Below are 25,381 nucleotides of genomic sequence, written 5' to 3' on the forward strand. Positions count from 1 at the left end.
GCGCAGGAAAGTAAAAAGAACGTCATGCTGAGCGCAGCCAAAGCATCTCGCTTGTGGAAGTAATCAAAATTGATAGCAACGAAGCGGTAGAGATGCTTCGACTGCGCTCAGCATGACGTTCTAATATTTCAGATAGGAAAACCGGTCATTCACCGAGCCAAAATCACAGCGCTGAACTTTCCACAGTGCACCATGTTAACCATCCAATCTGCTACCTTGCGACCCTGTTGGCCGTATACGCCAGACTATTCTTTAAACCCCAACCCAAATTGAAATGGGACACAAAGCAATTGAAATAACCGACGCCAACTTTGAAGAAATCATCGCCGGCGACAAACCTGTACTGGTTGACTTCTGGGCCGAATGGTGCGGCCCCTGCCGCATGGTGGGCCCTGTAGTGGAAGAGCTGGCCGGCGAGTACGAAGGCAAAGTCGTGGTAGGCAAGGTGGACGTGGACGCCAACCCTCAGACTTCGATGAAGTTCGGCATCCGCAGCATTCCCACGCTGCTGGTCTTCAAAAACGGCCAAATCGTTGATAAGCAAGTAGGCGCCGTGCCCAAGCACGTACTCGCCCAGAAACTCGAAGCTCAGGTTACGGCTTAATTGCCGCCACTAGCTATACAAAAAGCCCCTTGCCGGTCCGGCAAGGGGCTTTTTTGTTGGCCCTTGGAAACAAATTCTTAGTCGTGAGTATTGCCGCGGCGGATGCGCGACTGGAACTTGGCGTGCTTTTTCAGTTGCTTCTGGTGGCCGTGGAGCTGGCGGCGGAGCTGGCGGGGTGAAGTCACCGATTTGCCTTCTTCCAAGCCCAGCACCACCAGCATCATCCGCTCGAGCTTGGCGGTGAAGCGGTGCGATTTCACCGACAGCTTTTTCATTTTGGAAACCTGCTTGGCTGCGGCCATTTTCTCGCGGGCGGCGGCCCTACGTTCAGCTGTGGCCGCCTTGCGCTGCTCATTTGGGCTGTCGGGCGTGGGCAAGTAGCCGGCGGATGCTTGAACGGCGCTGTGTGCAAAAATCAGGAGCGCCGCGAGGACGAAGGAGTAGAGGTTTTTTTTCATGGGTGAGGGCGTGTGAGATGTGAGGATGAGTTCAGATTGACACTAAAGTAATAGCGAATGATATATCTCCAAAATAAAGTAATATAAAATCTGATTATGTTAAAAAAATACAATAGGGATGGGGTGTTTCATTAATATGTGCAATGGCAGAGCCGTTTGACACGTTGCATATGTTCGTCTGCCGTATGACTGGCGCACACAGTCGAGGCCGGCGTACTTGACCTCAACTATGCCGGGCGATGCCGCGTAGCAGGCTTATCTCTCACTCTTTTTTACTATTTCACCATGAAGCGCATTCTCGGTTTTCTCGTTTCTCTGAGCTTGTTGGGTGGCACGGCCGCTCTGGCCCAGACGCCCGCCACCACGCCCGCTCCGGCCTCGACCAAGATGAGCAGCAGCTCGTCGACCATGACCACCAAAACGACCCAGCCGGGCACGAAAACTACGGTGAAGTCGAGCACCATGCAGAACCCGGCGGGCATGGCCAAATCGAGCACGATGACCAAGAGCTCGGGTTCGATGAGCAAGTCGAGCACCATGACCACGCCCTCGGGCACGACCAAATCATCCTCTACGTCGAGCAGCACCCGCGTGAAGGCCGACGGTACCGCCGACATGCGCTACAAGGAAAACAAAATGACCAAAACTACTGGCCCGCTGAAAGCCGACGGCACGCCCGACATGCGCTACAAAACCAACAAAACGACGGTGAAATCCACCAAAATGAAGATGTAAGGTTGGCGCGACTTGAATTTCAAAAAAGCCTTTGCCGCTGCGGCAAAGGCTTTTTTGTTTATTGGTGCGGCGGCGCGGGCACACTGCAACGGCGGCCGACCTAACTTGCGGCTCCCATTCCCAACTACACCTTGCCCATGCGCTACGCCCCGCTTGCCCCCGAGCTTTTTGTTGAAAACCGCCGCCGTTTCCGCGAGCTACTGCCGCCGGCTTCGCTGGCTATTTTCCAGAGCAACGACGTGATGCCGACCAATGCCGACGGCACCATGGCCTTCCGCCAGAACAACGACCTGTTCTATCTGAGCGGGGTAGACCAGGAGGAAAGCATCCTCGTCATTTTCCCGGATGCGCGCCTGCCGCAGCACCGCGAAATTCTGTTTTTGAAGGAAACCTCCGAGCACATTCTCATCTGGGAAGGCTATAAGCTGACCAAAGATGAGGCACGTGAAAACTCAGGTATCAAAACCATTATGTGGCTCGATAGCTTCAAATCGGTGCTGCCCGCGCTGATGAACGAGGCCGAAAACGTGTATTTGAACTCGAATGAGCACATCCGGGCCGTGGTGGAGGTGGAAACGCGCGACGCCCGCTTCGTGAAGATGCTACAAAGCCAGTACCCGCTGCACAATTACCGCCGGGCGTCGCGGTTGCTGCACCAGCTGCGCGCCATCAAGAGCCCCGAAGAAATCCGGGTGATGCGGCAGGCCTGCGACATCACGGGCAAGGCGTTTCGGCGGCTGCTGGGCTTCGTGAAGCCGGGCGTGTGGGAGTTCGAGATTGAGGCCGAAATCGTGCACGAGTTCATGCGCAACCGCAGCCGCGGGCCGGCCTACGGCAGCATTGTGGCCAGCGGCAAAAACGCCAACGTGCTGCACTACACCACCAACGACAACCAGTGCCAGGACGGCGACGTGATTCTGCTCGACTTCGGGGCCGAATACGCCAACTACGCGGCCGACCTTTCGCGCAGTATTCCGGTCAATGGCAAGTTCACGCTGCGCCAGCGGCAGGTGTATGACTCGGTGCTGGCCGTGATGGCCTTCGCCAAAACGCGCCTCGTGGCCGGCACCGAAATTGAGGAATACCACCGGCTGGTGGGCGAGTGCATGGAGCAGGAACTCATCAAGCTCGACCTGCTGAATGCCTCAGACGTGAAAAACCAGGACCCCGCCGCGCCGCTCTACAAGAAGTATTTCATGCACGGCACCAGCCACTACCTGGGCCTCGACGTGCACGACGTAGGCTACAAATACCGTGTTTTCGAGCCGGGCATGGTGTACACCATCGAGCCGGGCATCTACATTCCGGCCGAAGGGCTGGGCATCCGGCTGGAGAATGACATCCTCATCACACCCGGCGGCAACGAGGATTTGATGGCCGATATTCCGCTGCAGGCCGATACCATTGAGGATTTGATGGCAGCGGGGCGGTAGCACCGAAGCTGGGAAAAAGGAGAACGTCATGCTGAGCGCAGTCGAAGCATCTCTACCGCGCAAGTAAATAATTACTACTGCTGTAGAGATGCTTCGACTGCGCTCAGCATGACGTTCTTTTTTGGCAAGCTTTCAACCAATTGGCTACAAACTACTTCGCCGTGGCCTGCACCAGCTGCGGCAGATATTTGCCCAGCGCCTCAACCTGCGAGCGGGTGAAATTGCCCTGCACCGACACCAGCACGAAGGAATCGGCCACATCCGGCAGGGTGCCGAGGGCGGCGAACTCCGACACGCTGTTGCCCGAGCCGCGGGTGGAAATGGCGTAGTTGCTGCCCCCGAAGCCAGCCGTGGAAAGTGGGTCGTACTTGTTGTTTTGCAGGATGCCGGCGGCTTCGGCGCGCAGGCCCTGGGCGGCCAGCTCGCGGGCCGAGGAAGTGGTGGGCGTGAAGCTGATGACACGCGCCGAGCGGATGCCGGTGATGCCGTTGGTGAGGTCGGAGCCGCCGAGGAGCTTGGCGGCTTTCACGAGGGCGAGGCGCTGGAGCAAGTCGGCCGACCATTCGGTGGCCTTAAAGCCTTCGCGGTTTTCGTATTTTGAGAAGAACGAAGCTACCGTGGTAGCCGGTGAGCCAGGGCCGCCGGCGCGGCAGCCAGCCAGCAGCAAGATGAGGAAAAGGACGGGAAGGCGGAATCTGGCAAGCATACAGGAGCGTTGGGGTGAATGAAGAATTTTCGGCTAATACGGAAACCAACGCTAAAGTGGGCAATAAAAACGGTCCTGCTGAACGCAGTTGAAGCATCTCTACCATGCAAGTAAATCTGATTACTGCTGCGGTAGAGATGCTTCAACTGCGTTCAGCAGGACCGTTTAATCGTCGGAATGTTCGTCTAAAAAACCACCGAATTCAGGAAAAACACCTGCCGGTCGGGGCCTCGCTCCACCTTCACGCGCTGGTAGCCGGTGGCCACAAAGCGGCTGCCGAACCACGGCAGCAGGTCGGCCTGCGAGGTGTCGGTCACACGCTCGGGAGCGGTTTCGGTGGGGCCGCTGCCGGTGCGGATGACCACCTGCTGGTCGTTGGGAGCGTCTTCGCCGCGCCGCACCAGCTTATAGTGCAGCTTTTCTTCATCGAGGTAGGCCAGCACGAGGCGGCCGTCGGGGAGGGTTTGCAGGCGCACGGCTTCTTCAAGCTCGACGCGGCGCAGGTTTTCCACCACGAAGGTGTTGTCCCAAATAAGGGCCCCGGTGCGGTCGAAGCCGCACACCACGGCGTGGGTGGTCTGGTAGCCGTCGAACACGCGGGAGCTGGCGTAGGGCGAGGTGCCGAACTGGTTGCCCAGGTTGTTCATCGGGCCCGTGTAGCTGCCGTAGCTGTTGTAGCGGTAGTGGGGCACGTAAGCCTCGGCCACCAGCACGTAGCCGCCGTCGGGCTGGGGCAGCAGCTCGTGCAGCAGCAGGCGGTAGTGCCAGCGCATAGGCGGCGCGGAGTGGGCCAGACGGCGGGCCATGCGCTTGCGCAGCCGGGCCTGGCGCGAGGGCTTGAGATAGTCGAAAAAATGCTTCAGGTGCAGAAAATCGTAGAACCGCAGCGGCTGCTTGGTGCCCGCGGTGGGCACGGTGCCCAGGTCGGTGGCAAACAGGCCCTGGGCATAATCGAGGCCGCGCAGGGCGTAGGTGCCCATGAGCAGGCGGGCGGTGGTGTCCTGCGGAGGCGTTACCTGGGCCGTAATGAGGCTGCGCTCGCTCTCGGCCTGCACAAACTCGGACTTCACGAGCTGGCCTTTTTCGGTGAGCTGCTTGAGCAGTAGGCGGGTTTTGCGGCCGTTGGTCTGGCTCAGCACGTATTCGGCGCGGCGGGTGGCGGCATCGGCCACGAAGGTGAGCTGCGTGGGCAGCGGCTCGTACACCGAAGGCAGATACTGCATCTGGCCGGTGGCCAAGTCCAGCAGCAGCGCCGTGACGTGCAGCTGGTCGTTGAGCAGAACCGTGGCAAACAGGCGGCTGTCGAGCGCCTTCAGCTCCACCACTTCGCGGCTCAGCTTGGTTTCGAACTGCTGGGTGCGCACCTGCGCCAGGTGGCCATTATAGGCCGCCGCCCACAGGCGCCCGGGGTTGCTGTGCGACGAAAACAGGGCGTACACCGTGCTGCCCTCGGCGCACATGCGGGTGAAATCGAATTCCTCGGGCACTTCCAACGGGGTTTCCTGCCGCAGGTGCAGGTTGCTGTCGTACTGCTGAAAGGTGAACGTGGACTTGCTCGACAGCGGCCGGTCGCGGCCCAGCAGGATGACCACCGTGCTGTCGGCGGGCAGGGCCTGCACGTGCACTTCGCTATCGGAGGGTTCGAGGGGCAGTTCGGTGCGGGCGGTTTGCACGGGCGCGCCAGGCGCCGGAATGGCCGCCAGCTGGCCCCGTTTCTGGCCGAGCGCGCCGGGCGTGCCGGTGCCCGCCCAGGCCCAGAGTAGCAGAAGAAAGTAGCGGATTTTCATGCCCGTATGCCCTAAAGTAGCCGTTGGAAATACCTACTCCACCGAGCGGCTGCTTCGCTAAAGTTAAGCGCGAACGCGCCGGTTTCGTGCCCGGTTAGGCCATTTTATTTCGCTCCCAACGCCAGCACGGCGTCAAATTCTTCGGGGCGCACGGGCAGCACCGACAGGCGCGACTGGCGCAGCAGAGCCAGCTCGCTCAGCCGGGCATCGGCTTTGATTTGGGCCAAGCTCACGGGCTGCGGCAGGCGCTGCACGGGGCGCAGGTGCACGGCCACCCAGGGCGAGCCGGCCTCGGCGGTGGCATCGGGGGCGGCCAGGGCAGCCACTTCGGCAATGCCCACCACGGCCTTCTCGCTCACGCTGTGGTAGTAGAGCACGAGGTCGCCGGGCTGCATGAGGTTCAGGTTGTTGCGGGCCTGGTAGTTGCGCACGCCGGTCCAGGCCGTGCCATCTTCGGCCGTGAAGGTGTCCCAGGAATATTTATCGGGTTCCGATTTAACGAGCCAGTGTCTCAAGTGGTGGGTTGGTGGATGAGTGAAGTGGTGGATTGATGCGTTGCCCGCGCAATTTGCATACGCCGACCAGCAAACCCATTAATCCACCACTCCACCAACCCAATAACCCGCTAACTCAGAGCGCGAAGCCCAAATCGAAGCTGATGATATTGGCTTTCAAATCGGCGCGGTCGGTGGCCGCGTAGATGCTGGAGCCGGTTTGCTGGTAGTTGGCGTAGCGCAAATCCAGCGACTTGAGGCGCATCACGCGCGGCCGGCCCTGGCCGTCCTGCCCCGGCACGCGGAAGCGCGTGATGCCGTAGACCGGCGAATAGCGCAGGCCGAGGCCGATTTTATTGGCCGAGAAGGCCGCCAGGTCGTAATCCGACGTGTAATAGGTATCGGCGATGGAATGCTGGGCGAAGGGCGCGAAGTAGCTGGCCGCCGTCTGGGTATGGTAGCGGTAAAAGGGGTACAGCGCAAAAAACTGCGTCACCTTCACCGGCAATTCTACCTCCAGCGTGTGGGCGCGAATACCAAAATTGTCGTTGTAAAAACGGTAGAAACCGCGCACCTGTACCAGGTCGGTGGCGTAGAAATTCAGGCGCAAGCTCACGGGGTACTTGAAGCGGGCGCGGGGAAGGTTCTCCACGCGGGCCGCCGTGGCGAAGCGGGGCGAAAACTCGCTGCTGGGCGTGGGCTCCGGGTTGGCCACGGTGTTATCGCGAAAGTACACCCGATGAAACGGCGTGCTCAGCAGCCCGTTCTGCGACACCAGCTCAGTGCTGACGGCCGCCTGCAGCCGCTTGGTGAGCACCTGCGAGTAAGTGGCGGTGAGGTTGTACGTCTGGCGCTTGTCGGTGCCGTAGTTGCCCTTGCCGGTGAGGTTGCCGCTGTAGCCGGTGCGTAGCTCAATAGGCATAATCAGCGTCACTTGGTCGATGAACACCTGCCCGGCCAGGCTGAGCTGGCGGTTGCCGTCCTTCGAAGTTTTGGCAAACGAGCCAGCTACGTTGAAGGATGAGTAGTCGTATTCTTTCGATACGCCCGCGCCCACGCCCCAGATGGTGCCGCTGTACTTGTGCTCGCGGCTGTAGCCGAAGTCGCCGTGGTAGCGCACGTCGTGGGCCGAGGGCGTGCTCAGCGCAAAGTCAATCCGGTCGGTCGAGGCCGAGGCGTAGAAGTCGGCGCCCACGTTGGCCGTGAGGCGGCTCACGGTGTCGAGCGGCACGTTCACGATGATGGCGGGTGGCACGTCGGTGAGCTGCTGAGTGCCGCGGCCGCCTTCCACGGCGCCGTGGCTGCCGCTCTGCTGGTAGTAGCCGCCGATGATGTCGATGGTGGTTTCCTCAGCCGCCCGGCTCGTGGGCACCGACGGACTCACCGGCGCCCCGTACCCGTCGATGCGATTGGGGTTCTGAGTGGTCCCGGTCTGGGCCAGGGCCGGGGTAGCCAGGGCGGTGAGGGCGAGAAAAGGGAGGAGTAGTTTTTTCACAATAACAGGAATTCTAAAACGTCATGCAGAGCGCAGCGAAGCATCTTGCCCGCTACCACTAATCCTTTTTACCAATTGAATTACTTAATGCGAGCAAGATGCTTCGCTGCGCTCTGCATGACGTTCTTTCTTAATCATCAACCACTAACCCCCTAGTTGCACCCGCAACCGCCGCCTACTTTGCCGCCATTGGCGCCGCCAGCTCCTTCGCGGTAGCTCTCGAAATTAGTTTCGGGCGTTTCCACGGTTTTGCTGGCCAACTTCATGTCCTCGTCATTGAGGTAGACTTTCTGATAAGCCGCTACCGATACACAACTGGGCAGCAATGCCCCCAGCGGCAACAAGAGCAGCGCCAGTATCAGCCGCGATTGAGAGAGGTTTTTCTTCATGTGACGAGTACGGAAAATCAGGGCTGAGTGGTGGCCGCGCCGTGGTAATAATTCAGTTTCATGCCCTTCGAAACAAGCGTTTCGTTGTTGTCAGTTATCAACGTGCAATCCACGTTTTTCAAGCCGTTGATGAACGCCAAACCGGCGGTTGGGCCTTTCACAAAGACGACTTCGTCCAAGCCATCGGCCAATTCCACATCGGGGCACAGAATGGTGACCGAGCGCAGGCCCACCGACGGGTAGCCCGTGTGCGGGTTGATGATGTGCCCGTACACCTGCGGGCCCACCGTGAAATACTGCTCGTAGTTGCCGGCCGTCACCACGGCCATGTCCGTCACGTCAATCCAGGCAGCCACGCTGCGCGGGTGGTCGGGGTCGCCGATGGCCACGCGCCAGAGCGAGCCGTCGGCCTGCCGGCCCCAGCAGTAGATGTCGCCCGAGCCATTCATCAGCCCGCCCTTGATGCCCATTTGGTCGAGCACCTGCTTGGCCCGGCGCAGGCCGTAGCCCTGCAGAATGCCCGCCAGATTAATCCGCATGCCCTTTTCGGGCAGGAAAACGGTGTGCTGGGCAGCATCCAGCTTGATTTTCTGCCAGCCGATGCGCCGCACCGAAGCCCGCACCGTGGCCGAATCGGGCAGGTCGGAGTGGGCCTGCCGGTCGAACTTATACAGCTTGTCGGCGCTGGCGAAGGTGATGTCGAAGGCGCCGTCGCTGAGCTGCGAAAGCCGCAATGTGCGGCTGATTAAGTCAAACGTTTCGGGCGACACCGCCACCGGCCGCACACCGGCCATGCGGTTGACGCGCACCACTTCCGACGTGGAATCCCAGAACGACATCAGCCGGTCGATGCGGCGCACTTCGAGCAAGCCGGCGCGCAGAGCCCGCTGCCCGGCCGAGTCGTCGGCGGCCACCACCGTGAAGGTGAAGTGCGAGCCCATGAGGTGGGCGCTGCGCGTGAAGGTGTGGCGCTGGGCCGGCGGCGCGGTTTGGGCGCGGCTGGGCAAGGTGCCCAGCAGCCCCAGCAGCAACAGAATCAGCAGCAGTTTGCGGGGCATTGGCAAGGGGACGGCGCTGTAGAGACGCATAATTGCGTCTCGGCGTTGAACGTAATTCGGTGAATGGTGCAGGCACTGAGACGCAATTATGCGTCTCTACAGCGAAGGGACGACCTTTTTCAGATACGCCTCAAAGGCGGCGGGGCCGCCGGCAATGTAGCCGGTTTTGGCCAGCACCTTGCCCTCGGGCGAAATCACAACGGCCAGCGGAAACTCGCCCTCGCGGTTGAGCTGGGCAGCAGCGGTTTCGTTCAGCTTGAGCTGGGCGGCGGTGGGCTGGTTGCGCTTCTGGCGCGGAAAATCGAAGTGGGCCAGCACCAGCTTGTCCTTGGCGTACTCCGCAAACTCCGGTTTGGCAAATACTTCCTGCTCGTACATGATGCAGGGCTTGCACCAGTCAGAGCCCGAAAAAATGGCCAGAATGGGCCGGTTGGTGGCTTTGGCCTGTGCCTGCGCGGCGCCCAGGTCCGAAACCCAGCCCGCCGCGCTTTCCAGTCCCTGAGCGGGAGCCGGGGCGGCCGGCAGCACTGTTTGCGGCGCCGACGCAACCGACGAGGTTGGCTGCGGAGCCGTCGGGGCGGTGGCAGCGACTACCGTCTTGGTTTTGCTCACGGTACCATCGGCCTCCGTGGTTTTGGCCTTGACTTTATCGTTCTTGGCTTTAATGGTGGTTTTCTGGGCTAGCGCGGGGCTGGCGCTGATAGCCAGGCCCAGAAGGATGGCCGGCACAAGGCCAAAGGAAGTGCTGCGTGACATGGGAATGAAGAACAAAGTGGAGGGGCTTAAACAACCGTCGTCAGCCGCTGATAGGTTCTTACGCGGGGCTACAACGGATGTTATGGCCCGTTACAACGACCGTGCCTTGCTCCCGTAAAGCTGTCGCCTCTTCATGAACGAGGCATGAGCAACGGCGGCGTCCGTCGCCCAACGGTAGGAAGGAATCGGCTAATGAGCAACTGGAAGAGCATTTCGTTTTAGCAAAAACAACGGTCATATCAAGCTAATCGAGACATCACGTGTGCTGCGAGTATTCCCTTGCGTTTGCGATTGATTTACTTCGGCCCGCGAGATGTTTCGGTCCTCTGCTTTGATGCGCAGAATGCTCGACATGACCGTTTGGAGCATCCTGGCGCCCTATCGGGACTTTTCAACGGGCAACTTGCGCAGCTTGAGAATCTTATTTTTCAAGGAAATAACCTCCAGGTCGTAGTCGGGCTCCGGGCCTTCGTTGAGGTGAATGCGCACCTTGTTGAGGCTGTTGCCCTCAATAACCCAGGTGCCGGGGCGGCCGGCGAGGCCGTCGGTGGGAGCAATGTCGAACTGCTCGAAACGGCCGTATTCCTTGAATGCGAAGCCCGTACGGCCCCGGGCAGGCGGGAAACGGTAGGTGTTGGGCCGGTACACCAAGGTATCGCCGGCGTTTTCCTCGTGCGAGTTTAGCCAGGTGCCTTCGAGCTGTTTCATAGACGCCGGGGAGTAGATAACGACCGACTTACGGCGTTCGCATGCCGTCGCTAGCAGCAGTAAAGCCACCGACAATGACCGGACGGAAAGGCGTAATAACATAGCAAAACCAAAAAGGTGGGCGCGCCAAGGTAAGGCGTTTCAGGCGTGTACGCCGGAATGGGCCGGCTGGCCGGGGCTACCGCTTTCCGCGTAAGCACCCCGGTACGCTACATTCGTTCTCCCAACAACAACTCTCCCGTGGATAACCGCGCCCTGACCCGCGCCTTCAAGCTGGCTGCCCAGCTGATGGAGCTGCACGACGAAAACCCCTTTAAAATCCGCGCCATCGAAGGCACGGCTAACGCCCTCGACGCCCTGAGCTTCCCGGTGGCCGAGGTGGAGCGCTCCGGCCTGCCCGACCGCACCGGCCTGAGCAAAACCGCCGCCGCCAAGGTGGCCGAGCTGCTCGACACCGGCACATTTTCGGACCTGCAGCGCCTGCTGGAAATCACGCCGCCCGGCGTGGTGGAGATGCTGAAAATCAAAGGCATCGGTCCCAAGAAAATCCGCAGCCTGTGGCGTGAGCTAGGCCTCGAAAGCATTGAGCAGCTGCGCGAGGCTGCCGAAACCGACCAGGTGAGCAAGCTCAAAGGCTTCGGCAAAAAGACCCAGGAAAGCATTCTGGAGGCGCTGGAATTTGCCGGCCAAAGCCAGGGCAAACTCCTCTACCCGCAGGCCGAACAGCTGGCCGACGACCTGGCCCAACGTCTGCGCGAGGCCCTGAAAACCGAGCAGGTGGCCGTGGCCGGCGAAATCCGCCGCCGCCTCGAAACCGTGGAAACCGTGCGCTTGGTGGCCGCCACCGACAGGCCCGCGCAGGCCCATGCCCTGCTCAACGGCCTGGAAGGCCTCACGCCGGAGCCGCGCCGCTCGGGCCCGTTTGCCTGGCGTGGCCGGGCCACCGAATCGGGTGTGCAGGTAGAAGTACTGCTGGTGGCGCCCGCCGCTTTCGCCACTGAGGTTTTCCTGAATTCGGCCGCCGAAGCGCATTTGAGCGAGCTGATTCCAAACGCCACCGGTCCCAACTCCACCCTGCGCCAGTGGGCGCGGCGCGAACAATTTCAGCAGGAGGAGGCGCTTTACGAGAAGGCCGGCCTGCAGTTCATCGTGCCCGAACTGCGCGAAGGCCTGGGCGAAATCGCCCTCGCCGCCGAGAAAAAGCTGCCCCACCTGCTCGAAGACGGCGACCTGCACGGCTCCCTGCACAACCACAGCACGTATTCGGACGGCAACCACAGCATCCGCGAAATGGCCACCTGGCTGCGCGACCACGGCTACGAGTATCTGGGCCTGTGCGACCACAGCCAGGCCGCCCACTACGCCAACGGCCTGAGCGTGGAGCGCGTGCGCCAGCAGCACCAGGAAATCGATAAGTTGAACGCCGAGCTGGCCCCTTTCCGCATTTTCAAAGGCATCGAAAGCGACATCCTTGGCGACGGCTCGCTCGACTACCCGAGCGACGTGCTGGCCAGCTTCGACTTCATCGTGGCCAGCATCCATTCCAACCTGAAAATGGACGAGCGCCGCGCCACCGACCGCCTGCTGCGCGCCATCGAAAACCCCTACACCACCATGCTGGGCCACCCCACCGGCCGCCTGCTGCTGCGCCGTCAGGGCTACCCCATTGATTATAAGGCCGTCATCGACGCCTGCGCCCAGCATAAGGTCATCATCGAAATCAATGCCAACCCTTGGCGCCTCGACCTGGACTGGCGCTGGGTGCGCTACGCCCTGGACCAGGGCGTAATGCTCAGCATCAACCCCGACGCCCACCACACCAACGGCTACGAAGACATGCGCTACGGCGTGCTCATGGGCCGCAAAGGCCACCTGACCAAGGAAATGACATTCAACGCCAAATCGGTGGAGGAAGTGGCGGCCTACTTCGAGCAGCGCAAAGCCAACATCACCCCGCCGCTGGAATACAAGAAGTCGTTATTTGAGTAGGTGAAGCTGTGCAGAGGTTGTTATTGAACGTCATGCAGAGCGCAGCGAAGCATCTTTGCCGCAGCAGTAAATTCTGTCGATTAGATTACTGCTGCGGTAAAGATGCTTCGCTGCGCTCTGCATGACGTTCTGTTTGCTTTGGGCCAACCGCTAAAAATGAAAATCCTCGTTCTCCGCTTTTCTTCCATCGGCGACATCGTGCTGACCACGCCGGTGGTGCGGGCCCTGGCGCAACAGATGCCGCAGGCGGAGGTGCATTTCGCCACCAAGCCCGCCTACCGCGGCCTGTTGGAACCCAACCCGAATATCACCAAAGTCCACTGCCTCACCGGTAGCCTGGGCGAGTTGGTACAGACGCTGCGAGCCGAGCGGTTCGACCACATCATCGACCTGCACAACAACCTGCGCACGCGGCTCATCAAGTTGCAGTTGGGCGTAAAATCCAGCAGCTTCGACAAGCTAAACTGGCAGAAGTGGTTGTTGGTGAACTTCAAGATTGACAAGCTGCCGCGCGTGCACATCGTCCAGCGCTACCTGGCTGCTGCCGCGCCACTGGGCGTGCGCGACGACGGCCAGGGGCTCGACTATTTCATCCCCGCCGGCCAGGAAGTCGAGCTGACGACGCTGCCCGTGCCTTTCCAAAGCGGCGGCTACGTGGCCGTGGCCATCGGCGCGCAGCACGCCACCAAGCGCCTGCCGCTGGAGAAACTGGTGGAGCTGTGCCAGCGGCTAGCCCCGCGCCCCATCCTGCTGCTCGGCGGCCCGGAAGATGCCACGGTGGCCGAGGCCATTATAGCAGACATGGCTGCTGCCCGACATTCAACCCACCAACCCACTAACCCACCAATCCACAACGGCTGCGGACGCTTCTCGCTACATCAATCGGCGTCGCTGGTGCGGCAGGCGCAGTTTGTGGTGAGCCACGACACCGGGCTGATGCACATTGCGGCCGCGTTCGGCAAGGAGATTTTCAGCGTGTGGGGCAATACCGTGCCCGCCTTCGGGATGTATCCTTACAAAACGGCTTTTCACTCAGTGGAAGTGTTGGGGCTGCCTTGCCGGCCGTGTTCAAAAATAGGGTTTGCTAAATGCCCAAAAGGCCATTTTAAGTGCATGCGTGAGCAAAACCTAAACCTGGATTGGCCGTCGCCCAGCAGCTAAGCTTCCGTTGATTGCTGAAGCTCCAACACGATAATAATGGCGTCGTTGCTCAAAGCTTCCAGTTCAATTTCGTTCGTATTCCACAGCGCTAGCCCGTCTTTCTCATGCATAAGCCGGCCTTCCACTTCGAAGGCCCCAGCCAATACGAAGGCAAAAAAGCTCGATTCGGGCTCACGGAGTTCATAAACGGCCTCCTCCCGGCCCGCAAAGCGACCCAGACTTACGGCAACAGGTAGCGCTACGCCAGCTGGCTTCGGCGCCAGCAACTGCAGTTGCCCTGGAGTCGTTTCCAAGCTAAACGTGGCCCGTTGGGTGGTAGCTGTTGAAACCACCGAATCGGCCAGCAACCAGATGTGCAGAAAGCTGACCAACTCCTCCTCATAAGGGTTTTGCACGCGCAGCACGCTGCCGGCGGGCACCGTCAGCACCAGCATTTCTTCCACGTCTGCGGTGGTTTCTGGGGGTTCGCCAGCAGCCACCGTCACCGCGCCGGTAATTGGAATGATGAGGACGTGCGAGGCCTCAGCGACCGTGAAATCGAGCGCATGTTTGCCCGCCAGCGATTCCTCATTAAAGCCGTACAGCCGTTTAAACGGCCCCTTGTGCGGGTGGGCAAACGGCCCGAAACTGAACGTGCTGAACCGCCGGAACCGGTCCGATTCGGCCACGCCCCGCTCGTCGGCCAGAAAGATTTTACCCGGCGTTTGCTGAAGCATCGGATTCAGGCTTTTGGATGGAATAAATGCTCAGAAACGGTTGCAGTTGCACCAGATGCGTCAGCACTTCGCCCGCCGCAGGTACCGCCGTGGCCTCCGATACCAACAAAAACGGCCCCACCGTGTCGTGCCAATGCAGCGGCGCCGATACGAAATTGACGGCCACCTGATGCTTGCTCTGGTCCTGCAAATCGGAGTTAATCAGCTCGAACTGAAACCGCTCGAAGCGCAGGAAGTGCCGACCCAGGTTGTTGAGAATGTCCGGCATTCGTTCGCTGAGCTGCTGCACGTAGCCTGTCACGGCCCCGCTCACCAGGAAATGCAGCCGCTCGGCGCCCGGCATGTAGTGCAGGATTTCGCCAAAGGAGCGGTAACGGTTTTCGGGGTTGAAGTTCTGCGCCTGCAACCGGAATTCCACATAGCTGTCGTCCCACACCAGCTTGTCCCAGGGCCGGGTGCTGCTGGCATCGATGATTTTGCGGTAGCACAGGCAGATGGTACGGTCGGGCATTGGGTTTGGGATAGTGGAATAATCAGCACGTCATGCAGAGCGCAGCGAAGCATCTTGCCCGCCACCACTAAAAATTTTGCGGCCGAATAAATTACTTGCTGCGGGCAAGATGCTTCGCTGCGCTCTGCATGACGTTCTTTTTTACTGATGTTCGGCTTACGCCGGCACGGCCAGTGCCCACGAGAGCTGGAAGCCGGCTGTGGTGCTGCCCGTCACCGTGGCCAGTTCCAGCGCTACACCGTCGCTGAACACGTTGTCGCTGGCGTTGGAGGTGTAGCCGCTCAGTCCTTTGGCGTAGCCGTTCACGGCCGCCACGGCCGTGCCGCTGCCCTCAGGAAAGGCAATTTGGGTCACCTTGAGTGAGGTGCCAGTGGCCGAATACACGTGCACGTGGATGTGCGTGGCCCGGCCCGAATACCAGCCCGGGAAGATGCTCGTAAACGTCACCTGCCCGGCGGCGTTGGTCACCTGCCGGCCGCGCAGGAAGTGTACCGCCTGATAATTAGTCGCCTGCATGCCCGTGCCGCCGTACTCCGAGTAATTGCCCTCGGCGTCGCAGTGCCAGATGTCGACCAGCGCACCGGCCAGGGCCGCGCAGCTGGCGTTGGCGTTGTTCACGGTGATGGTGATGGTCAGCGCGTAGCCGGTTTTGCCGTCCGTGATGTTGCTGCGCACGTAGGAGGCCGGCGTTTTGGTGGGGAAGGGGCCTTCGGTTTCGGTGGGCGCCACGGTGCAGCTGCCCGAGCCGCTGGTGCCCGTGGTTCCGGTTGTGCCCGAGGTGCTGCTGGTACTCGACGTGGGCGAAACGGTGTCCTTGCCGCAGGCCGAAAGCAATACTGGCGCAGAAGCGGCTCCCATCAACAGGCTCTTCAAAAAATGTTTTCTTTCCATGACGTTGGGGGAGGGATAAGGTGAAGTGAAAGACTGCGGTTGCTGATTGACAATCCGAAGTTGTCGCCTAAGATTCCCCATTGCGCCCTCCAATCGGCGATTGGCGGCCTGTAGTCGACGGTTTCACGATTTAGAGCGGGGAATGGATAGTTGTAGATTTCCAATTCGCCCACCGTTTCCCGCTGGCCTATTGCCCGCCGCTTCCTACCTTCAACCCATGCCTCAGCCCTGCCAACACCTCACGTCCCTCACCAGCCTCAAAACCGCCCCCGCGCACGTGTGCCCCGAATGCGTGGCCCTCGGCGATACTTGGGTGCACCTGCGCGTGTGCCAGAACTGCGGCCACGTCGGCTGCTGCGACAACTCCAAAAACCAGCACGCCACCAAGCACTTCCACGCCACCCAGCACCCCGTCATCGCCTCCGCCGAGCCCGGCGAACGGTGGCTCTGGTGCTACGTAGACGAGGAAATGGCAGAGTATTAAGCTGCCCGTCTTACCAAATACCAGCCGGCCGCTGTCCTGCGGCTAAGGCTGCTAGCTGCGTCGCGTCGTAGGGTGAGGAGAACACCTGCGGCTCGGTGTGAAACGCTTGAAACAGCGCAAATACGTAGCGCATTCGTTCCCTAATGCGCGTCCAGTCGCCGGCGGCAGTGCCTTTAAACGCGGCACCGCTCTGTGCATTGCCACTGCCCTGGTGCAGGAGGTCCAGCGCCTGCTCGCTTTGCGAGGACTGCGGCAGGGCCAGCGCCGCGGCTGAGTCATTGGCCGGAACATCCTGCGCCACAGCCAGCCGCACCGAGCCGATATCAAACTGCAGCAGCCGCTGCGTCACGCAGCGTCGGATAATGAGGGGCATGGCCCCTTGAATGTAGGGTTCGAGGCGCACGTGCTCGTGCCACACGGCAAAGCAGTTGCCGAAATAAGTGGCCTGCTCTCTCTCGGCCATGCTCTTGGCTATCCGGGCCCGGTAATATTGCGCAAAAGCCTGCCGCAGCAATTCCTGGTTTTGCTGGCCCACCGCGCCGGGCTGCAGTGCGGCCACAAATTCAGCGGCATCAGTCGGCTGAGAAGGAGCAGCTTGCGCCAGCCAGCGCAGAAATCTTACCGTTTGCAAACCAATGTCTTCCAGAACCGTGCGGTTGCCGGCCAGCACTAGGCTCGCCGAGCGGCGCCGGCTGTGGCTGATGATGAGCCGCCCCACGGCAATGCCGCAAACCGCGCCCAATACGGCCGCCCCGGGCTCCCACCACAGCGGAAACCGCAGCAGCCAGCCGCACCCAACGCCCACCAGCGCCCCCACAATGCCGCCCACGATGGTACCATCGCGGCGGGCATCGTCCAGGTCCTCCTGCCGAATGGTCACGCCGGCCTTGCGCGAGCCCCACACAGCCCAGGAGTGAAAATTGGCCCCCGCCCCGGGCCCCAGCGCCCGCTGCAAGGCCTGCGAAAGCAGGTAGTGGCAGCGCGTAATCAGCAGATTGGCCAGCACCGGGTCGGGCTCCCGCACCGCTGCCTCAATTTCCTGTTGTAAATACTGGACTTCATCAAGGGAAACTGTATCAGACATGGCCACGGACGTTGGAGGTGAGTACAGCGGAAAAGTAGCTACAAACCATTAAAAACAACGAGGCGGCCCCGAAACCCAAGTTTCGAAGCCGCCTCGCTGCGTTGGTCCTGGCTCAGCGCCTACCCAATCTTGCTGAAACCGCAGTAGCTATGCAGCACCGCCGGCAGCTCAATGCCGTCGGCCGTCTGGTTATTCTCCAGCAGCGCGGCCACGATGCGCGGCAGCGCCAGGGCCGAACCGTTCAGCGTGTGCAGCAGTTGGGTTTTGCCACCCTCGGCCTTGTAGCGGCACTTGAGGCGGTTGGCCTGGTAAGTTTCAAAGTTCGACGCCGACGATACTTCCAGCCAGCGCCCTTGGGCGGCGCTCCACACTTCCAAATCATAGGTCAGGGCGCTGGTGAAGCCCATGTCGCCGCCACAGAGGCGCAGCACGCGGTAGGGCAGCTCCAGCTTTTGCAGCAGGCTTTCGATGTGGGCCACCATCGTGTCGAGAGCCGCGTAGCTCTGCTCGGGCTCCGTGATTTGCACGATTTCCACCTTGTCGAACTGGTGCAGGCGGTTGAGGCCGCGCACGTCGGCGCCCCACGAGCCGGCCTCGCGGCGGAAGCAGGGCGTGTGGCCGGTGATGCGCACGGGCAGCTTCTCCACCGGAATAATCTCGTCGCGGTAAATATTCGTCAGCGGCACCTCGGCCGTCGGAATCAGGTACAGGTCGTCCTTGGCATCGTGGTACATCTGCCCTTCCTTATCAGGCAGCTGGCCGGTGCCGTAGCCGCTGGCCTCGTTCACCAGAATGGGCGGCTGCATTTCGGTGTAGCCGGCGTTGCGGGCCTCATCGAGGAAAAAATTGATGAGCGCGCGCTGCAAGCGGGCACCCTGGCCCTTATACACCGGGAAGCCCGCGCCGGTGATTTTCACGCCCAGCTCGAAGTCGATGATGTCGTACTTCTTAATTAGGTCCCAGTGCGGCAGCGCGTCGGGGCCCAGCTCGGGCTTGGCGCCGTGTTCGCGCACCACCTCGTTGTCTGCGGCAGCGCGGCCTTCGGGCACACTGGCGTGGGGCAGGTTGGGCAGCTTATACAGGAGCTGCTGCTGCTCTTTTCCCACCTGGGCCAGCTCGGCGGCGGCGCTTTGGGTGTGCTGCTTGAGCTCGGCGGTGCGGATTTTCAGGGTTTCGGCGCCGGCTTTGTCGCCGGATTTCATCAGGCCGCCAATTTGCTGGGCCAGCTTGTTAGCTTCGGCCTGGGCCGAGTCGTGGCTGGTTTGGAGCTGGCGGCGGCGCTGGTCGAGGTCGAGGATGGCGGCCACGTCGGCGGGGCCGGTGGCGTAGCGCTTTTTGGCGAGGCCGGCCAGCACGAGGTCGGTCTGGTCGCGGAGAACGGAAAGTTGCAGCATAAATCGGGAGGTAATGCGGGCAAAGGTCGGAAGAAAAACGACCCGCGCCGCGCCTTCCGGCCGCGACCTTGGCCGCACTGCGCAACTTATTTGCCGGCGCCGCGCGTTTAAACCCCACTGAGCCGCATCCGATTTGGCGGTTTGCCCGTAATGCCCTAACATTGCGGGAGCAACCGGCCGCCGTGGCTGGATTCGCGGACCACAGTGCCCGCCTCCGGCCCGTCTCTTGCTGAAAATTCCAGCGGCCCATTCTGCACCTCATTTCCTGCTTATTTCGATTGCGCCCCGGGCGCTTATCAGGTGCCGTTTGCGCACCCCGCGAGTACTAGCTGCGGTTTTGCCGCCTTGTGCCGTTGCTGGCCCCGCCAGCCCATTTTGGGCTTATGCCAAGCCGCCGGCCCTCTCCTCGCTTCAAGCCGATGTTTCCCCTTTATTCCCTTTATGTACACCATTAACGAGCTCAAGGACCGGCTGCTGTCCGACCTCAAAGAAATTGCCGAAAAAATGAACGTGGGCAATTTCAAACGGCTGAGCAAGCAGGATTTGATATACAAAATCCTCGACCAGCAGGCCCTGACTCCCACCGCCGCCGAGCAGCCGGCCGCCGCGCCCGCCCCGGCGCCGGCCGTTGCCGAAACGCCTGCTACCACCGCCGCTGTAGCCGCTGCCCCGGCCCGCGCCAATAAGCCTGCCGCCCGCCGCCCGGCCCCCAGCACCGTTGAGCAACCCTTCTCCGACGTAGCCCCGCCCACCCGCAAAGCCCAGCCCGCCGCTCGCTCGGCCCGCGAACCCCGCCGCGAAGCCGCCCCTACCGCCGAAACCACCGCCGCTACCGTCGAAATCCTCGACCCGCTCGAAGGCCTCGCCTTAGTGCCCGCCGCAGCTGCCACCGGCGCCGTGCTGGCTGCCGAGCCCGACACTTCTTTCTCTTCAGTAGCTGAAGCCGCCCCGGAAACGGCCGTTGCGGCCGCTGAAACCTCAGCCGAAAATCAGGCTGAAAATTCAGCCGAAACCCCGGCCACCGACCAGAACGGCAACTCAGCCCCCGCGCAGCCCCGTCGCCGCGAGCGCGTGGACCGCGCCGGCCGCCCCATCACTGAGCAGCGCGCCGCCGAAATGGCCGCTGAAAAAGCCGCCAATGAAGCCGCTGCCGCAGCCGCAAAACTGGCCGAAAACGGCACTGAAAACCGCGAGAATAACTCGGAAAACCGCCGCCGCGAGTTCGGCGGTAATGGCTTTGCCGACCGCCGCGAAAACCGCGCCGACCGTTTCGAGCGCGACACCCGCGAGCAGCCCCTGCGCGATAACCGCGACCAGCAGCGCCCCGCCCGCCAGGACCAGCAGCAGCCCCGCGACAACCAACAGCCGCGCCAGGACAACCAATCCCGTGAGCAACGTAACGACCAACCTCGCGAACAGCGCCAGGACCAGCCGCGCGACAATAATCAGCCCCGCGAAAACCGCGACAGCCAAGCCCGTCAGGACCAGCCTCGCAACAACCAGGACCAGTCGCAGCGCGACGGCCGCGACAACCGCAACCTGACCCGCGAGGAGCGTTACGCCCTGCGCGACCAGCAGCGCGCCCAGCGCCAGCTGAACGCCGACGGCACGCCCCGCACCGACCAGCCGCAGGGCCAGAACCAAGGGCAGAATCAAAACCAGCAACAGCAGCGCCCCCAGCGCCAGGACCTCGACCTCGTGGTGCCCGGCGGCGGCACGTTCGAGCTGATGCCCGATGGCGGCTACGGCTTCCTGCGCTCGCCGTATTACAACTACCTCAGCTCGCCCGACGACATTTACGTGTCGCCGCAGCAGGTGAAGCAGTTTGCTATGAAGGCTGGCGACACGGTGGTGTGCACCATCCGGCCGCCGCGCGAGGGCGAAAAATACTTTGCCTTGGTGGGCGTGGAAAGCATGAACGGCCGCACCGTGGAGGAAGTCCGCGACCGGGTGCCGTTCAGCCATCTCACCCCGCTGTTTGCCGATTCCAAGCTGAAGCTGACCACCAAGTCGACCCAAATCAGCACCCGCGTGCTCGATTTGTTCGCGCCCATTGGCAAGGGCCAGCGCGGCCTCATCGTGGCCCAGCCCAAAACCGGCAAAACCGTGCTGCTCCAGGAAGTGGCCAACTCCATCGCTGAAAACCACCCCGAAGTCTACCTCATGGTGCTGCTCATCGACGAGCGCCCCGAGGAAGTGACCGACATGGCCCGCACCGTGAAGGCCGAAGTACTCAGCTCGACCTTCGACGAAACGGCCGACCGCCACGTGAAAATCGCCGAAATGGCCCTCGACAAGGCCCGGCGCCTGGTGGAGTGCGGCCACGACGTGGTGATTCTGCTCGACTCCATCACCCGCCTGGCGCGGGCCTACAACACGGTGCAGCCCAGCTCCTCGCGCATCCTCTCGGGTGGTATCGACGCCGGCGCGTTGCAAAAGCCCAAGCGCTTCTTCGGCGCGGCGCGCAACGTGGAAGGCGGCGGCTCACTCACCATCATCGCCACGGCCCTCATCGAAACCGGCTCCAAGATGGACGAGGTTATCTTCGAAGAATTCAAGGGCACCGGCAACATGGAACTGCAGCTGGACCGCAAGCTGGCCAACAAGCGCGTGTTCCCGGCCATCGACATCCCGGCTTCCGGCACCCGCCGCGAAGACCTGCTGATGAGCAAGGACGAGCTGAACCGCGTGTGGGTGCTCCGCAAGTTCATGTCGGACATGACGGCCACCGAGGCCATGGAATTCCTCAAGGACCGCATCAAAGGCACCAAGGACAACGAAGAATTCCTGCTGGCCATGAACGGCTAAGGCTCGATTCATTGGAGCATAAAAAAGGCCCGTTGCAGCAATGCAGCGGGCCTTTTTCTATAAATCACGATAACTAACCGTTCTATCAATAAGCTAACCTAGCACTGGGCAAACCGGAGGCCCGGCAAATAAATTCACCTTCAACCTAAAACTTTAGCAGGCGATGAAAAAAGCGCCAGTCCGCGCCGCCGGGGGCTACTTTTGCAGCAGATTATTTCTCTTGCCATGACGCCCACACCTCCTGAAAACCTACCCGAGCTACTCTATATCCAAGACCCGCTCTGCGGCTGGTGTTACGGCACAAGCCCGGTCATCAACCGTCTGCAGGAGGAGTTCGCGGGCCGCGTAGACGTGTCGGTGCTCTGCGGCGGCATGGTGAAGGGCGAAGACGTGGGGACCATTGCTGAAATCTGGGACGGGTTGAAAACCAGCCTGAATGACGTGGAGCAAGTGACCGGCGTGCAGTTCGTCGAAGCCTTCAAAGCCCTCGGCGCGGCCGGCGACTACCGCTACGACTCCGAGCCGCCGAGCCGGGCCATTGCCACCTTCCGCCAACTCACGCAGGACCCGGCCCGCGCCGTGGCCTTCGCCCACGCCGTGCAAACGGCCCTGTTCCGCGACGGCCAGGACTTGAATGACCCTTCGACTTACAACGACTTGCTGGCGCCGTTCGGCGTCGATGTGGTGGAGTTTCAGCGCCGCTGGGCTGCGCCCGAAAGTGCCCGCGCCGCGCAGCAAGAATTTGCCGCCGTGGCCCGCATTGGCGTGGAAGGCTTTCCCACGGCTGTGGTGCGCATTGGCGAGCAGGGCTACGTGCTGGCCCGCGGCTATCAGCCCTACGAGCAGATGCGGGCGGGGCTGGAGCAGCTCTTGCGCGAAGAAATGAGCCGCTAGCAACTGTACCCCCGAAGCGGCGCTTCGGCTCGCGTCAGGAATCGTTCAACGAGCCGAAGTACAGCTTCGAGGTACAGGTTCTGAGGGTGCTACTGCACACGTACTACCTGTTTCGTGAGCGGCGACCAGGCGATGCGCTGCCGGTCTTCCTTACCTTTGAGGTAGTCGAAGCCGATGGCATCGGACCGGTGCTGCAAATCTTCCCAGGTGGCGCGTTCAAGGTTCACCAAATCGGCCGGAAAATCCGCTTCAGGGGCGATGGCTGGCGTATGAAACTGTGAGGGCACAAAAAACCGGTCGATGCGCCGTAGCACAAAGGTTTCGCGCTCGGCGCGGGTGGCGGTGGGGTTTTTCATCTCATACACCAATGAAGCTTCGAGGTCGGGCTCGGTTAGCATCTCGCGGAAGATGACCTGACCGCTGGGGTCGGTGATGGTGAATTCGCCGGTCCCTTCGAGAATGGACGGGCCTCGGAATACGAGCTTGAAGGAGTCGGCCGGGCCTTTGGGGTTGCTGAAATTGTGCTTCTGGCGCACGGTCCGCAGCGTGTCGCTCACGGCCGAAACGGCTTTGGTGCTTGCAGTATCGGGCGCGGGCAGGGCCGCAGAAGTGTCGGCCGGGCTCTCTTGGTCAGCCGCGCCGAAGCCCGGTTCTCTATTTTCGGCCGAAGGGTTAGAATTACAAGCTGCCAGCAGGGGCATCAGAAGGAGCCAGGAGTAACGCATAACGTCGGGGGCTTGGTGGAAAAGGAAGTATCCATACGCAACTTCAAGCAGCAGAAGTTGCTGGGTTTAGAACGGTGTAGAGACGCATACTTGCGCCTCGTGGTTGAACGATGGTGGCCGGATGGGGTGTCCGATGACCACCAGACGGTGCGAACGACCAGATGCAAATATGCGCCTTAACCTCATTCCAGCGTTTGCTGCTCAGCGCCACAGCAACATCGCAATAAAAGCCGCGCTCAAACACAACGACGAAACCTGGTTCATCCGCATGGTGTGCTCAAAGTCAGCCGCTTTTTCGTCGTTCCACACAGCCCACGCCCAACGGCTGAATAAGAACACCACCGGCCCCGTCGCCACCAGAAAAATCAGCAGCGGCCGTATTTCCTCCCTTAACCAGTAGGCCAGGCCCAGCGCTGCCGCGCCCGCCAGCAGACCCACGGCCGCAAATACAAACGTGCCCCGAATACCCAGCCGCAAGCTCAGCGTGCGGTCGCCGCGCCGGGCGTCTTCCTCGTGCTGATATACCTGCGTGAGCGGGTAGGAGCCGCACAAAAACAGCGTGCTTACCAAGGCCAGCAATAGATTGGTTTTCTCAAAAAGCTGCGCCGAAGCAGCGCCCACGCCCACCTGCGTCATCAGCAGCGTGAAGGCGCCCTGAAACACCACCACCACCAGCGTGCTCAGCAGTGGGTACTTTTTCAGCCGAATGCCTTCGTAGCTGTATGCCTTCGAAACCAGCAGATAGACGACCACCAGCGCCGCAAAGGGCCACGATAACAGCGCTGCACCCGCCACGGCCATCATATCGAAGAGCCACACCAGATGTAGCAGTTCCGGCGTCACTTTGGGCGGGGCTTTCAGGCCGCCGATGCTGCCTTCGTCCTTGTCGTAGTAGGAATTGTAGCCATTGGAGGCCGGGTAGGCCAGCAGGTGCAGCACCACGAACACGCCCGCGGCCCGCCACCCGCTCCAGGGCCCGCGCAGGGCGCTTAGCCCAAACCAGAATACCGGCATGAGGTACACCGAAAACGGGATGCGCAGCAGCGGCAGGGCTTTTTTGTAATTGGCGAGACGCAACGGGCAATGGCAATTAGGAAGTGAAAACTGTAAAGAACGTCATGTCGAGCTTGCCGAGACATCTCGCGTGGGGTATTAACTCATTTAATTGGATTACTACCCCACGCGAGATGTCTCGGCAAGCTCGACATGACGTTCCTATTGCTCATTGCTCATTGCTCATTGCTCATTGCTCATTGCTCATTGCTCATCGGCCAACCAATCAGATACGTCACTTCCGGCCCCCACCAGTGCCGCTTCTTGCCGGCTTGCCAGGCAAAGCGGCTTTCCGGGTCGGCGGTGCGGGCCAGAGCCATTAGTTCCTCAATCGGGTACATGCGCAGCACCGACACCGTGCCATCCCAGATGGTGCAGAGTGGGATGAGCGGCGCGAGGTAGGTGAACACCAACCGGCTGAGCCGGAACGGCCGGAAAAACGGCGTGAGCAGCAGCTGCGCCACCGGCAGCACCGTCCAGGCCAGCAGCAATTCCAGCCAGTGCTTGCCCGCGCCCTCAAACACGCCAATGCCGGTGTTGGCCTGCACGGCATTGCGCAGCATGGCTGTGGCCGCTTCGGGTGGAAAGTGGTGGAAAGCGGAAAAAAGGGTGCGGAAACCCGTTAAATACGTCGGTACGGCCAGCGCATTGACTGAAGTAGGCTCGAAGGTGATGGCGCCTTCGGTGCGCTGGGCAATGTCGGCCCAGGCGGTGGGCTGGGGGTAGAGGTCGGTGAGGAGGATGGTGGCGGCAGGTTGGCCGTGAGCACGCAGGGCGGCCAGCACGGTTTCGGTGCCGCCACCAGCGCCGGCGCCTAGCTCCAGCACGCGGGTTTGGCCGGTGCGGGCGAGGCCTTCGGCCAGCAGCGGCACAATGGGCCGGTAAGTGCCCAGCGCTGAAATCATGAAGCGCAGATAGTCCATCATGCCGGCCCGGATGACGGCCGGAAACCACGGCAAATCCTCAAACTCAAACAACCGCAGGCGAAGGCGCATGGCCCGGCATACGCAGAAAGCCGGCCGGCTGCCGAAAAGCCGCCTGCCACCGG

The 25,381-nt window shown here is 61.3% G+C and carries 25 protein-coding genes; 8 read left to right on the forward strand and 17 right to left on the reverse strand.

Features of this window, described 5'->3' with window-relative positions; all coding sequences use genetic code 11:
* Positions 1-274 precede the first annotated feature (274 nt).
* Positions 275-604 carry a thioredoxin gene (gene trxA, locus Q5H92_RS10920; RefSeq protein WP_305011559.1) on the forward strand — a complete coding sequence of 110 codons (330 nt, stop codon included), beginning with the start codon at positions 275-277 and terminating at the stop codon, positions 602-604.
* Between the two features lie 77 nt (positions 605-681).
* Here the strand turns inward: trxA and Q5H92_RS10925 are convergent, their stop codons facing one another.
* Positions 682-1,062, reverse strand: coding sequence for a hypothetical protein (locus Q5H92_RS10925; RefSeq protein WP_305011560.1), 381 nt, complete (start codon positions 1,060-1,062; stop codon positions 682-684).
* Between the two features lie 285 nt (positions 1,063-1,347).
* Here Q5H92_RS10925 and Q5H92_RS10930 point away from each other — a divergent pair, with 285 nt between their 5' ends.
* Positions 1,348-1,797, forward strand: coding sequence for a hypothetical protein (locus tag Q5H92_RS10930; protein WP_305011561.1), 450 nt, complete (start codon positions 1,348-1,350; stop codon positions 1,795-1,797).
* Positions 1,798-1,934: 137 nt separating this feature from the next.
* Entirely contained in the window at positions 1,935-3,230 is a 1,296-nt protein-coding gene (locus Q5H92_RS10935; protein WP_305011562.1) for an aminopeptidase P N-terminal domain-containing protein, read from the forward strand.
* Between the two features lie 151 nt (positions 3,231-3,381).
* Here the strand turns inward: Q5H92_RS10935 and Q5H92_RS10940 are convergent, their stop codons facing one another.
* From Q5H92_RS10940 to Q5H92_RS10975, 8 genes are all read right to left on the reverse strand, one after another.
* Positions 3,382-3,936, reverse strand: coding sequence for a DUF4252 domain-containing protein (locus Q5H92_RS10940; RefSeq protein ID WP_305011563.1), 555 nt, complete (start codon positions 3,934-3,936; stop codon positions 3,382-3,384).
* Between the two features lie 185 nt (positions 3,937-4,121).
* Positions 4,122-5,723: a hypothetical protein gene (locus Q5H92_RS10945; RefSeq protein ID WP_305011564.1), complete on the reverse strand. Its 1,602-nt coding sequence runs from the start codon at positions 5,721-5,723 to the stop codon at positions 4,122-4,124.
* Between the two features lie 104 nt (positions 5,724-5,827).
* Positions 5,828-6,238, reverse strand: a complete 411-nt coding sequence (locus tag Q5H92_RS10950; RefSeq protein WP_305011565.1) for an EVE domain-containing protein — start codon at positions 6,236-6,238, stop codon at positions 5,828-5,830.
* 115 nt (positions 6,239-6,353) lie between these two features.
* Positions 6,354-7,712, reverse strand: coding sequence for a DUF3570 domain-containing protein (locus Q5H92_RS10955; protein WP_305011566.1), 1,359 nt, complete (start codon positions 7,710-7,712; stop codon positions 6,354-6,356).
* A 152-nt stretch (positions 7,713-7,864) separates the two neighbouring features.
* Positions 7,865-8,101, reverse strand: coding sequence for a DUF4266 domain-containing protein (locus Q5H92_RS10960; RefSeq protein WP_305011567.1), 237 nt, complete (start codon positions 8,099-8,101; stop codon positions 7,865-7,867).
* 17 nt (positions 8,102-8,118) lie between these two features.
* Positions 8,119-9,159, reverse strand: a complete 1,041-nt coding sequence (locus tag Q5H92_RS10965; protein ID WP_305011568.1) for an FAD:protein FMN transferase — start codon at positions 9,157-9,159, stop codon at positions 8,119-8,121.
* Between the two features lie 96 nt (positions 9,160-9,255).
* Complete coding sequence (locus Q5H92_RS10970) at positions 9,256-9,915, reverse strand: thioredoxin family protein (RefSeq protein WP_305011569.1); 660 nt, start codon at positions 9,913-9,915, stop codon at positions 9,256-9,258.
* A 378-nt stretch (positions 9,916-10,293) separates the two neighbouring features.
* Complete coding sequence (locus tag Q5H92_RS10975) at positions 10,294-10,623, reverse strand: lipocalin-like domain-containing protein (RefSeq protein ID WP_305011570.1); 330 nt, start codon at positions 10,621-10,623, stop codon at positions 10,294-10,296.
* 147 nt (positions 10,624-10,770) lie between these two features.
* Between Q5H92_RS10975 and polX the strand changes: the two genes are divergently transcribed.
* Positions 10,771-12,612, forward strand: a complete 1,842-nt coding sequence (gene polX / locus Q5H92_RS10980; RefSeq protein ID WP_369811136.1) for a DNA polymerase/3'-5' exonuclease PolX — start codon at positions 10,771-10,773, stop codon at positions 12,610-12,612.
* Between the two features lie 156 nt (positions 12,613-12,768).
* Entirely contained in the window at positions 12,769-13,773 is a 1,005-nt protein-coding gene (locus Q5H92_RS10985) for a glycosyltransferase family 9 protein (protein WP_305011571.1), read from the forward strand.
* On the opposite strand, the gene Q5H92_RS10990 is transcribed toward Q5H92_RS10985, so the two are convergent.
* The 3 genes from Q5H92_RS10990 to Q5H92_RS11000 all read right to left on the reverse strand — a co-directional run bounded on the left by Q5H92_RS10990 (position 13,770) and on the right by Q5H92_RS11000 (position 15,858).
* Entirely contained in the window at positions 13,770-14,489 is a 720-nt protein-coding gene (locus Q5H92_RS10990; protein ID WP_305011572.1) for a pirin family protein, read from the reverse strand. The two genes, Q5H92_RS10985 and Q5H92_RS10990, sit on opposite strands and share 4 nt — an antisense overlap.
* Positions 14,467-15,000, reverse strand: coding sequence for a hypothetical protein (locus Q5H92_RS10995; protein WP_305011573.1), 534 nt, complete (start codon positions 14,998-15,000; stop codon positions 14,467-14,469). The genes Q5H92_RS10990 and Q5H92_RS10995 overlap by 23 nt, the downstream gene beginning before the upstream one ends.
* Positions 15,001-15,156: 156 nt before the next feature.
* The gene (locus Q5H92_RS11000) at positions 15,157-15,858 is read right to left on the reverse strand and encodes a dioxygenase family protein (protein WP_369811137.1); all 702 of its coding nucleotides are present in this window, start codon (positions 15,856-15,858) and stop codon (positions 15,157-15,159) included.
* A 250-nt stretch (positions 15,859-16,108) separates the two neighbouring features.
* Between Q5H92_RS11000 and Q5H92_RS11005 the strand changes: the two genes are divergently transcribed.
* Complete coding sequence (locus Q5H92_RS11005; RefSeq protein WP_305011575.1) at positions 16,109-16,375, forward strand: UBP-type zinc finger domain-containing protein; 267 nt, start codon at positions 16,109-16,111, stop codon at positions 16,373-16,375.
* A 10-nt stretch (positions 16,376-16,385) separates the two neighbouring features.
* Here the strand turns inward: Q5H92_RS11005 and Q5H92_RS11010 are convergent, their stop codons facing one another.
* Together Q5H92_RS11010 and serS are read right to left on the reverse strand one after the other, a co-directional pair.
* Positions 16,386-17,459 carry a GlsB/YeaQ/YmgE family stress response membrane protein gene (locus Q5H92_RS11010; RefSeq protein ID WP_305011576.1) on the reverse strand — a complete coding sequence of 358 codons (1,074 nt, stop codon included), beginning with the start codon at positions 17,457-17,459 and terminating at the stop codon, positions 16,386-16,388.
* Between the two features lie 119 nt (positions 17,460-17,578).
* Positions 17,579-18,853, reverse strand: coding sequence for a serine--tRNA ligase (serS, locus tag Q5H92_RS11015; protein ID WP_305011577.1), 1,275 nt, complete (start codon positions 18,851-18,853; stop codon positions 17,579-17,581).
* Positions 18,854-19,294: 441 nt separating this feature from the next.
* Between serS and rho the strand changes: the two genes are divergently transcribed.
* Both rho and Q5H92_RS11025 read left to right on the forward strand, forming a co-directional pair.
* Entirely contained in the window at positions 19,295-21,661 is a 2,367-nt protein-coding gene (rho, locus tag Q5H92_RS11020; protein ID WP_305011578.1) for a transcription termination factor Rho, read from the forward strand.
* Positions 21,662-21,886: 225 nt separating this feature from the next.
* Positions 21,887-22,555 (forward strand): DsbA family protein, encoded by a 669-nt coding sequence (locus tag Q5H92_RS11025; RefSeq protein ID WP_305011579.1) that lies wholly within the window; start codon positions 21,887-21,889, stop codon positions 22,553-22,555.
* 89 nt (positions 22,556-22,644) lie between these two features.
* Here the strand turns inward: Q5H92_RS11025 and Q5H92_RS11030 are convergent, their stop codons facing one another.
* The 3 genes from Q5H92_RS11030 to Q5H92_RS11040 form a co-directional block, all read right to left on the reverse strand.
* Positions 22,645-23,280: a hypothetical protein gene (locus Q5H92_RS11030; protein WP_305011580.1), complete on the reverse strand. Its 636-nt coding sequence runs from the start codon at positions 23,278-23,280 to the stop codon at positions 22,645-22,647.
* 201 nt (positions 23,281-23,481) lie between these two features.
* On the reverse strand, positions 23,482-24,357 hold the full coding sequence (locus Q5H92_RS11035) for a UbiA family prenyltransferase (RefSeq protein ID WP_305011581.1): 876 nt from the start codon (positions 24,355-24,357) through the stop codon (positions 23,482-23,484).
* A gap of 173 nt (positions 24,358-24,530) precedes the next feature.
* Positions 24,531-25,328, reverse strand: coding sequence for a class I SAM-dependent methyltransferase (locus Q5H92_RS11040; RefSeq protein WP_305011582.1), 798 nt, complete (start codon positions 25,326-25,328; stop codon positions 24,531-24,533).
* Positions 25,329-25,381: the final 53 nt, after the last annotated feature.

The organism is Hymenobacter mellowenesis (genome assembly GCF_030581005.1).
GTDB classification, from domain to species: domain Bacteria; phylum Bacteroidota; class Bacteroidia; order Cytophagales; family Hymenobacteraceae; genus Hymenobacter; species Hymenobacter mellowenesis.

What these genes read in the sequence shown, in the direction of transcription:
- trxA (WP_305011559.1), top strand. Translation starts at nt 275, where the DNA reads ATGGGACACAAAGCAATTGAAATAACCGACGCCAACTTTGAAGAAATC.
- Q5H92_RS10925 (WP_305011560.1), bottom strand. Translation starts at nt 1,062, where the DNA reads ATGAAAAAAAACCTCTACTCCTTCGTCCTCGCGGCGCTCCTGATTTTT.
- Q5H92_RS10930 (WP_305011561.1), top strand. Translation starts at nt 1,348, where the DNA reads ATGAAGCGCATTCTCGGTTTTCTCGTTTCTCTGAGCTTGTTGGGTGGC.
- Q5H92_RS10935 (WP_305011562.1), top strand. Translation starts at nt 1,935, where the DNA reads ATGCGCTACGCCCCGCTTGCCCCCGAGCTTTTTGTTGAAAACCGCCGC.
- Q5H92_RS10940 (WP_305011563.1), bottom strand. Translation starts at nt 3,936, where the DNA reads ATGCTTGCCAGATTCCGCCTTCCCGTCCTTTTCCTCATCTTGCTGCTG.
- Q5H92_RS10945 (WP_305011564.1), bottom strand. Translation starts at nt 5,723, where the DNA reads ATGAAAATCCGCTACTTTCTTCTGCTACTCTGGGCCTGGGCGGGCACC.
- Q5H92_RS10960 (WP_305011567.1), bottom strand. Translation starts at nt 8,101, where the DNA reads ATGAAGAAAAACCTCTCTCAATCGCGGCTGATACTGGCGCTGCTCTTG.
- Q5H92_RS10965 (WP_305011568.1), bottom strand. Translation starts at nt 9,159, where the DNA reads ATGCCCCGCAAACTGCTGCTGATTCTGTTGCTGCTGGGGCTGCTGGGC.
- Q5H92_RS10970 (WP_305011569.1), bottom strand. Translation starts at nt 9,915, where the DNA reads ATGTCACGCAGCACTTCCTTTGGCCTTGTGCCGGCCATCCTTCTGGGC.
- Q5H92_RS10975 (WP_305011570.1), bottom strand. Translation starts at nt 10,623, where the DNA reads ATGAAACAGCTCGAAGGCACCTGGCTAAACTCGCACGAGGAAAACGCC.
- Q5H92_RS10985 (WP_305011571.1), top strand. Translation starts at nt 12,769, where the DNA reads ATGAAAATCCTCGTTCTCCGCTTTTCTTCCATCGGCGACATCGTGCTG.
- Q5H92_RS10990 (WP_305011572.1), bottom strand. Translation starts at nt 14,489, where the DNA reads ATGCTTCAGCAAACGCCGGGTAAAATCTTTCTGGCCGACGAGCGGGGC.
- Q5H92_RS10995 (WP_305011573.1), bottom strand. Translation starts at nt 15,000, where the DNA reads ATGCCCGACCGTACCATCTGCCTGTGCTACCGCAAAATCATCGATGCC.
- Q5H92_RS11000 (WP_369811137.1), bottom strand. Translation starts at nt 15,858, where the DNA reads ATGGGAGCCGCTTCTGCGCCAGTATTGCTTTCGGCCTGCGGCAAGGAC.
- Q5H92_RS11005 (WP_305011575.1), top strand. Translation starts at nt 16,109, where the DNA reads ATGCCTCAGCCCTGCCAACACCTCACGTCCCTCACCAGCCTCAAAACC.
- Q5H92_RS11010 (WP_305011576.1), bottom strand. Translation starts at nt 17,459, where the DNA reads ATGTCTGATACAGTTTCCCTTGATGAAGTCCAGTATTTACAACAGGAA.
- serS (WP_305011577.1), bottom strand. Translation starts at nt 18,853, where the DNA reads ATGCTGCAACTTTCCGTTCTCCGCGACCAGACCGACCTCGTGCTGGCC.
- rho (WP_305011578.1), top strand. Translation starts at nt 19,295, where the DNA reads ATGTACACCATTAACGAGCTCAAGGACCGGCTGCTGTCCGACCTCAAA.
- Q5H92_RS11025 (WP_305011579.1), top strand. Translation starts at nt 21,887, where the DNA reads ATGACGCCCACACCTCCTGAAAACCTACCCGAGCTACTCTATATCCAA.
- Q5H92_RS11030 (WP_305011580.1), bottom strand. Translation starts at nt 23,280, where the DNA reads ATGCGTTACTCCTGGCTCCTTCTGATGCCCCTGCTGGCAGCTTGTAAT.
- Q5H92_RS11040 (WP_305011582.1), bottom strand. Translation starts at nt 25,328, where the DNA reads ATGCGCCTTCGCCTGCGGTTGTTTGAGTTTGAGGATTTGCCGTGGTTT.